We start from the raw sequence: 6201 nt of genomic DNA on the forward strand, positions 1-6201 counted from the left end.
CTCATCAATATAATGGTGGTTTGACGCCGAATGAATCAGAAAGATTGTTTTGGAAAAACTCTAAAGCCGTGGCCAGTTTTTGTTGACCACTACAGTCCAAACTGCCATGCAATGGTACACAGAGGTAGTGAAGTACTTAGCATTGAGATTCTTAAAGAGAAAATGCTGTAATGGACTTATCTGATCTAAGTACAACCGAGTTGATGCAGCTTAACCAAGAAACTCTTGCTGAACTTGAGCGTAGAAATGTTATACGTACTCGCAACAACCCAGTTAGTGAGTATACAGAATGGCTAGTATCAACTCGTATGGGAATGGTACTTGCACCTGCAAGTACCAAAGGGTATGACGCAACTATTGATGGTAGAAAAGTACAGATAAAGTCACGAAAGAATAACGCTAAGAATCAATCAACAGTACTGGGTATAATAAGAAACTATGAGCTTAATCAATTTGATGATCTGATTGCTGTTATCTACCATCCAGACTTCAGTATTCGATATGCGTTACAGATACCTCATGAGTTGGTTAAGGTCTATGGGAGATTTAACCAACATCAGAATGGATATACGCTGAGTATTACAAATGCAATTTTAAATGATCCAATGGTATGTCATTTAAAAGGACTTGAGGTGTTGACTCATGTGAAGTGATGTCAAATCATAATGTGCGTCTAATGAAGTTTTAGATATTATTAACTCATATTCCTTAGCTAACTCTATTTTTGCAGTATTTAACTCTGTAGATTTGTCTTTCATTAATGTTTGTCCCGGCGTTCTGAATTCGACAAAAGTATATGTCAATTGTTCATAGTGGAGGTCTAAATAATCAGATCTTTTTTTAATTACTGTGTCTATAATCTGACGGAAATTCTCAGTTATTATTACACCATACCTGCGAAGCTTCGCTTGTTCTGAATATATTAAGGATAATTCATCAAGATCTGTTGTTGTCTTGGATGATAGTAAGTGATTCACTTCATCCAGTGCTTCATCAACAGAAATATTATTATTTTTAACGTCATTTTCAAAGTTTGCCCTAATGGCTGTATCTTTAAAGATCCTATTGTGAGTAGCCCATAGAATATCTTCATATTCTTTGATTTTTTGATGTGCAGAATCTAAGTTGTTTAATTTATTCTTTTGTTGAAACCATTTTTTAGCTTCATTAGCCGCGATAAGGGCAGCTACGGCCATAATAAAGTTTGATAAAGCAATAACAAAGTCCATTAAACTGCCGAACTGAAAATTACCATTTGATTCTCTAAGTGCCCCATTTGTAACCAACCAAAGTCCCAGTACTAAAAGTATTCCAATCGCTACTTCCTTAACTACCTTCCACACCTTGCTAAACATGGTCTATTCCCTCAACCCAAAACATGATAAATACCATAAACCTCAGAGGATTAACACTATGAAAATTGACAAATTCACATTAGGCCGCTTCGGTCTAACCAACACAAAGGGTGTGATAAAATACTTCATCGATGGCGAAGAAGTGTCATACGCTGAACTTGAGTGGAATAGCCCTGAACGCATTACGTTGGACATACTCAAGGAAAAATTTGACCATGAGAGTCGCGATACTCGCCTGAAATGGGAATGAATTCGTGAAGTTGTATAAAGAAATGTGTAGTATATATTGATGTTTTAGAAGGGGATTGTGATGGAAGGGATTTTTAATAAGGTTCCATTTATAACTGCATTGACTTTTGCATCCTATATTACCTATTTTTCTTACAAGGCTGGTGAGTCATTATTTTATGGGAGTCCTATATCGCTTATTCAAGTCGATTTTATTACTTTGATTTTTGCCTTGCTCCGGGTTTCTGTTTTTTTAATGGTTTTATCTTTAGTTGTATATATTTTTATTGTAACAAATAGTGGTTTTTGGGACTCAACAAAAGTATCTGTACTTGCGTTAATATTCGTCAACATAGTTGATATGGTTGGGGGTAAGGGATTTAATTATAAAACAATCATTGTTTCTGCAGCAGTATATGTATTGGTTTTTGGTTTTTGTCATTTCACAAAAAAAATAATTAAATGTAATGGATCAATCATAGATAATAAAATGTCACTATCTGGACTTTTGTTCTCATGGCTTGCTATTTCATTTTTGACGGGGAATTACTTTGGCCCTGCATTTCAAATTCTCAAAGATGCTGATGGGAATGTTATTATTTCAGAATTTAAAGATGGTTTCCTTTCAATGAAATGCAATGCTGATTTTTCCAAGAGTTTTACTGTTATAGACATTAAGGATAAGAAAATGTCAAACGTTGAAAAGAACTACCTAGTAAGAAATAATCTTATTGGTGAATGTAACAAGAATTTGGTGTTTAAATAGTTTAGAATATTATCGCCCTGAACCGTAAACAGCGGGTTGTTCTGCAAAACTTTCCGTGGTTCAGGGCGTATCTTTCAAAATGGCAATTCACCCTGCATATCGCAGAATTCATCAAGATTACCGTCATGTGCGTTAATCATCTCATGCTGATGCCTGTACCAGCTATCGACATCATAGATTGATACTGGCTCGTCCAGTACAAACCAATATGCAGTTTGAGTAACCCGCCCAAACCAAAACATACGTTGACCATCGACGGGTTTTGTCTCAACTAACAGTACTTCTCCGGGTTCAATATGCGGTAAGTAAGCCCCAGTCTGATGAAGTACTGTTATTCGCTCATTAGTCCAAAAATACTGAACACCGGTAGTTTGTGCGGGATGAATGTGTTCTTATTGCCCATAGTGAGTACCTCACTAATTCTTTAGGACTGTAAGGATATACAGTGATCGTGCTGCTAACAAGAGATAGCGAGATAAATTAAATAAAAATGATCAAATTCATAGGGTTATGTTGATCATTTGGTGCTCTGTACTCTTTAAATGATATCGAAAATGATCAATAGTTGATCTCTTATTCATTTTGGATATCAAGTTATGGATGCTTTTTGTACAGCACTACATTCAGATGACGGCAAGGTATTCGGCCTGCGATATCAGGGACAGATTGAGAGGGCTGATCTGTTCATCAGTCTTTTGCAGTTCATAGAAGGTAAGGCCAGATACATTGAGCAGCATGATTTAGTACTGGTATTGCCTATTGGGTTTGGCATTGCTTCAGTACTCAGCTACGAAACGAACATCAGCAAATTACTAGACACATACCCCTTCATACGCTTGATGATCAGTGAGGAGTTCCCAAATCTGATTGATGGCCGTAAGAACCGCCTCATTGATGAATTAAGCCACCGATACAAGCTATGGCTCGGCAATCTTGGCAGCGGTACACGTACAAACCTGATTGCTGTGATGGAAGCGTGCTTTGACGGTCTGATACTCGACGAGCGATTTACTCAAGAGAATAGGGACAAAGCAATCTTCCAGACAGTACTTAACGAAATGAACAAATTCACAAACAACCTGATCGTGCCTAGTATCAATACTGGCAGGTACAGACATGTACGTCTGTCGCACTTAGAACAATTAATGTAGGAATAATAAAAATGAAAAAACTACTAATCGCAGCACTGTTTGCCTTTACCGCTGGCTGTAGCACTCACCATACTTGGATGAACAAAGCCTATGTTGGCTATGTAGATAATCAGGCCGTGGTGATGTTTGATGCGGGCACACGTAACGGTGCTAAGTATTACCGCCCACAGTTTCAAAGCCAGTGCCATTACAATAAGGCTTACTTTGATGAACAGAGCAGTACTGGTTGTGTAATCAATGAGGCTCGTATAGACGATATACACCCTTACACTGAGCATGTAGAGCGTGAACCACAACGTGCCAGTACTCAGTTAGTGCATTTTCAAATTTAAAGAAGATGGATATTTAATATGAATAACAAGTAATATCCATCTTAAACTTTGTATAAAATAAGACAGAGACGATAAAGTCAAGGTATTAATTTTTTAATCTCTGTTTCTGCTAAAAAATGATTACCTTGTTGTTCATAATGCTTTGCTATTGATATGCAAGTTTTTAAACGCGAGATTCGTTCTTGTTTCCATGCTTGCATATAATGGAAATCAGGGAGCTGTTGTACGGCAGTGTAGAAATAATCTTTCAAAGTTGAACACCAATAGAAGTTGAACTTCACAATAGTCTTTTCTAATTCATACGAATCGAAGACGTAACCTGCATTGGCATTCCAATATTTTAGAATTCTTATGAGCGGCTTGATCATGCTTGAATTATTCCGATTGCATATTGTTAATTCTGAGTTGAAGGCATTAGGATCGGTACTCATCCATTTTCCAGTTAAATCATTTTTTGAAGGTATTTGATAGCCATAAAAGATGCTGTATGAGGCAGGTACTAGCTCAAATGTTATGTGGTTAAGGCTGAGTTGAATAGTGGGGTGGCTTTGTTTCAACTCGGATGTGCTGTAGTAACGAGATGCGAAATCTTTTAACTTATTAAGATAAGTTTGAGGATTGTAAATAACGTTATTAAAGACAACCATATAATCAACATCTGATGTTGGGTCATATGAGCGTGGAAGCATAGTGTCACGAGTGAAAGAACCAAATTTAAAGTGGCTATGCAACTGACCAGGGAAACAAGAGTCCAGTCTTCTCTGAAGTGTGCTTATAGAATTAGAAATAGTTAAATCACGTTGGTAAGCATTATTTTTTATTGTTTCTAAATGAGTGCTGACTGTCATAATTATTCCTTGTCAATATGATATTTTGTAAACCCTTTGTCTACATCGGATTGTGTTTTCTTGTACGCCCAAGAAGGTATGTTAGGTGAGCTGGTATTGAGTTGACTTCTACGGTTAGAAAAATAAACTATCTTCTCTTTTAACTGTTTGTCACTCAAATCATTATCAATTAGTTCTATTTCTCGGAAGATTCTAACATCATTTTTTAATTTATTATATTCGTTTGCTGACGCCTTATGTAGGGCAGAGCGTTTACTTGGATTTAATGATGTATTTAAAGAGGTTAATACCGTTGCAAGAATCGAGATGAAAACCACAATTAGAGTACTATTTTTGATAGCAGCTAATCCGCTAAGTGCAGTTAAAATACCTAATGGGACGCCTAAGACTAGATTAAGTTTATCCCACCTATCAGATACATTGTAATGGGACTTAGACGAGTAGAGTGAATCTTCTTCAATACGATGACATTCATCAACAATTGATTGGATAAGATTTGAATTCATAACCATTCCTTAGTGTGAAGCACTTAGTATATCACAACATGATTTTTTCTGGCTATAAGAGGTTCTCCGACGTTAGGCGAAGATCGGGAGTTTTCGCAGCCCTTTATTTTTTAGATATCTGAGCTAAAAATTCGATCCCGCCCCTCATAAATACTCATAGCTAAACCCAAAAAGGAATAACTATGAGTAACACAATCTCAATACGCTCTTTAGGCCGTCAGTACGGATATGATGAATCGACAATACGCCAATCATGGATACCCAAAGGGCTTGATATGTCTTGGCCTGAAGAACAGATCCGTGCTTGGGTAGTTGATGAAGTACTGAAACCTCTAAGAGATACAGATCTCAACGAACAGATTGCTCGTGAACGCCTACGCCGTATGGCAGCAGAAGCAAGTCAGGCAGAGTTAGAACTTGATAAGCAATTATCACTGGTGGTTGATACTGCATATCTTGAATCTTCCCTATCCGAGTTCTTCAGTCAGATGAAGAATTACCTACGCACAATCCCACAGAAGCATTACTTAGAACTATTTGAATCAGAGGATGCATTACAACTAAAAACGAAATTAGCAGGCTTCATAGATGAAGTACTGAATGAAATTGGCAATCAGGAATACGAGATGCCAGAGGAAGAAAATGAACAAGGACAAGTTAACGAGAATACTGAACAGGGCAGTTCAGAAGATCCGACCGCCTAAAAAGCTTAAACCTTCTGATTGGTGTGAAGCTAATCTAACATTTCCAGATGGCCCAATGGGTGGGCAGAGATTAAGTCTGTTTGAATTCCAAAAAGAACCTCTCGATATAATCACCAATCCTAAAATCCGCAAGGTCGTACTTCAATCGTCAGCACAATTATTAAAAACAACAGTAGTGCTTAATGCTGCTATGTACTTTATGGCTAATGATAATTCTGACCTGCTCCCCGTTGATTAATACACCGCGATGTTAGTAATGTCTTCATAAGCCACATGAGGACATTCCCATGAAGAAGCGTTTTTCCGACCAA

General features: G+C 37.3%; 10 protein-coding genes. 7 read left to right on the plus strand and 3 right to left on the minus strand.

The genetic code is table 11. The features are described 5' to 3' along the window. Nucleotides 1–170 precede the first annotated feature (170 nt). Nucleotides 171–653: a hypothetical protein gene (locus FBY13_RS23190; RefSeq protein ID WP_145395261.1), complete on the plus strand. Its 483-nt coding sequence runs from the start codon at nucleotides 171–173 to the stop codon at nucleotides 651–653. On the opposite strand, the gene FBY13_RS23195 is transcribed toward FBY13_RS23190, so the two are convergent. Continuing rightward, on the minus strand, nucleotides 618–1355 hold the full coding sequence (locus FBY13_RS23195; protein WP_145395262.1) for a hypothetical protein: 738 nt from the start codon (nucleotides 1353–1355) through the stop codon (nucleotides 618–620). The genes FBY13_RS23190 and FBY13_RS23195 overlap by 36 nt on opposite strands. Nucleotides 1356–1413: 58 nt before the next feature. On the opposite strand from FBY13_RS23195, the gene FBY13_RS23200 reads away from it, so the two are divergent. The 4 genes from FBY13_RS23200 (at nucleotide 1414) to FBY13_RS23215 (ending at nucleotide 3832) form a co-directional block, all read left to right on the plus strand. Beyond that, nucleotides 1414–1605 (plus strand): hypothetical protein, encoded by a 192-nt coding sequence (locus tag FBY13_RS23200; protein ID WP_145395263.1) that lies wholly within the window; start codon nucleotides 1414–1416, stop codon nucleotides 1603–1605. Between the two features lie 60 nt (nucleotides 1606–1665). Next, entirely contained in the window at nucleotides 1666–2349 is a 684-nt protein-coding gene (locus FBY13_RS23205; protein WP_145395264.1) for a hypothetical protein, read from the plus strand. A 596-nt stretch (nucleotides 2350–2945) separates the two neighbouring features. Next, nucleotides 2946–3500: a hypothetical protein gene (locus tag FBY13_RS23210; protein WP_145395265.1), complete on the plus strand. Its 555-nt coding sequence runs from the start codon at nucleotides 2946–2948 to the stop codon at nucleotides 3498–3500. Nucleotides 3501–3511: 11 nt separating this feature from the next. Further along, complete coding sequence (locus tag FBY13_RS23215) at nucleotides 3512–3832, plus strand: hypothetical protein (RefSeq protein ID WP_145395266.1); 321 nt, start codon at nucleotides 3512–3514, stop codon at nucleotides 3830–3832. Nucleotides 3833–3909: 77 nt separating this feature from the next. Here the strand turns inward: FBY13_RS23215 and FBY13_RS23220 are convergent, their stop codons facing one another. Both FBY13_RS23220 and FBY13_RS23225 read right to left on the minus strand, forming a co-directional pair. Beyond that, nucleotides 3910–4680: a nucleotidyltransferase gene (locus FBY13_RS23220; protein ID WP_145395267.1), complete on the minus strand. Its 771-nt coding sequence runs from the start codon at nucleotides 4678–4680 to the stop codon at nucleotides 3910–3912. A gap of 2 nt (nucleotides 4681–4682) precedes the next feature. After that, nucleotides 4683–5186, minus strand: coding sequence for an SLATT domain-containing protein (locus FBY13_RS23225; RefSeq protein ID WP_145395268.1), 504 nt, complete (start codon nucleotides 5184–5186; stop codon nucleotides 4683–4685). 182 nt (nucleotides 5187–5368) lie between these two features. Here FBY13_RS23225 and FBY13_RS23230 point away from each other — a divergent pair, with 182 nt between their 5' ends. Further along, nucleotides 5369–5890, plus strand: a complete 522-nt coding sequence (locus tag FBY13_RS23230; protein WP_145395269.1) for a terminase small subunit — start codon at nucleotides 5369–5371, stop codon at nucleotides 5888–5890. A gap of 55 nt (nucleotides 5891–5945) precedes the next feature. Then, entirely contained in the window at nucleotides 5946–6128 is a 183-nt protein-coding gene (locus FBY13_RS23945) for a phage terminase large subunit family protein (RefSeq protein WP_186440854.1), read from the plus strand. The last annotated feature ends 73 nt before the right edge of the window (nucleotides 6129–6201 follow it).

It is taken from the genome of Pantoea sp. SJZ147, from assembly GCF_007828605.1.
Classification (GTDB): domain Bacteria; phylum Pseudomonadota; class Gammaproteobacteria; order Enterobacterales; family Enterobacteriaceae; genus Pantoea; species Pantoea allii.

Bases quoted from the DNA above. Each gene is read 5' to 3' on its own strand.
- FBY13_RS23195 (WP_145395262.1), bottom strand. From the start codon at position 1,355: ATGTTTAGCAAGGTGTGGAAGGTAGTTAAGGAAGTAGCGATTGGAATA.
- FBY13_RS23945 (WP_186440854.1), top strand. From the start codon at position 5,946: ATGGGTGGGCAGAGATTAAGTCTGTTTGAATTCCAAAAAGAACCTCTC.
- FBY13_RS23225 (WP_145395268.1), bottom strand. From the start codon at position 5,186: ATGAATTCAAATCTTATCCAATCAATTGTTGATGAATGTCATCGTATT.
- FBY13_RS23230 (WP_145395269.1), top strand. From the start codon at position 5,369: ATGAGTAACACAATCTCAATACGCTCTTTAGGCCGTCAGTACGGATAT.
- FBY13_RS23205 (WP_145395264.1), top strand. From the start codon at position 1,666: ATGGAAGGGATTTTTAATAAGGTTCCATTTATAACTGCATTGACTTTT.
- FBY13_RS23200 (WP_145395263.1), top strand. From the start codon at position 1,414: ATGAAAATTGACAAATTCACATTAGGCCGCTTCGGTCTAACCAACACA.
- FBY13_RS23220 (WP_145395267.1), bottom strand. From the start codon at position 4,680: ATGACAGTCAGCACTCATTTAGAAACAATAAAAAATAATGCTTACCAA.
- FBY13_RS23210 (WP_145395265.1), top strand. From the start codon at position 2,946: ATGGATGCTTTTTGTACAGCACTACATTCAGATGACGGCAAGGTATTC.
- FBY13_RS23215 (WP_145395266.1), top strand. From the start codon at position 3,512: ATGAAAAAACTACTAATCGCAGCACTGTTTGCCTTTACCGCTGGCTGT.
- FBY13_RS23190 (WP_145395261.1), top strand. From the start codon at position 171: ATGGACTTATCTGATCTAAGTACAACCGAGTTGATGCAGCTTAACCAA.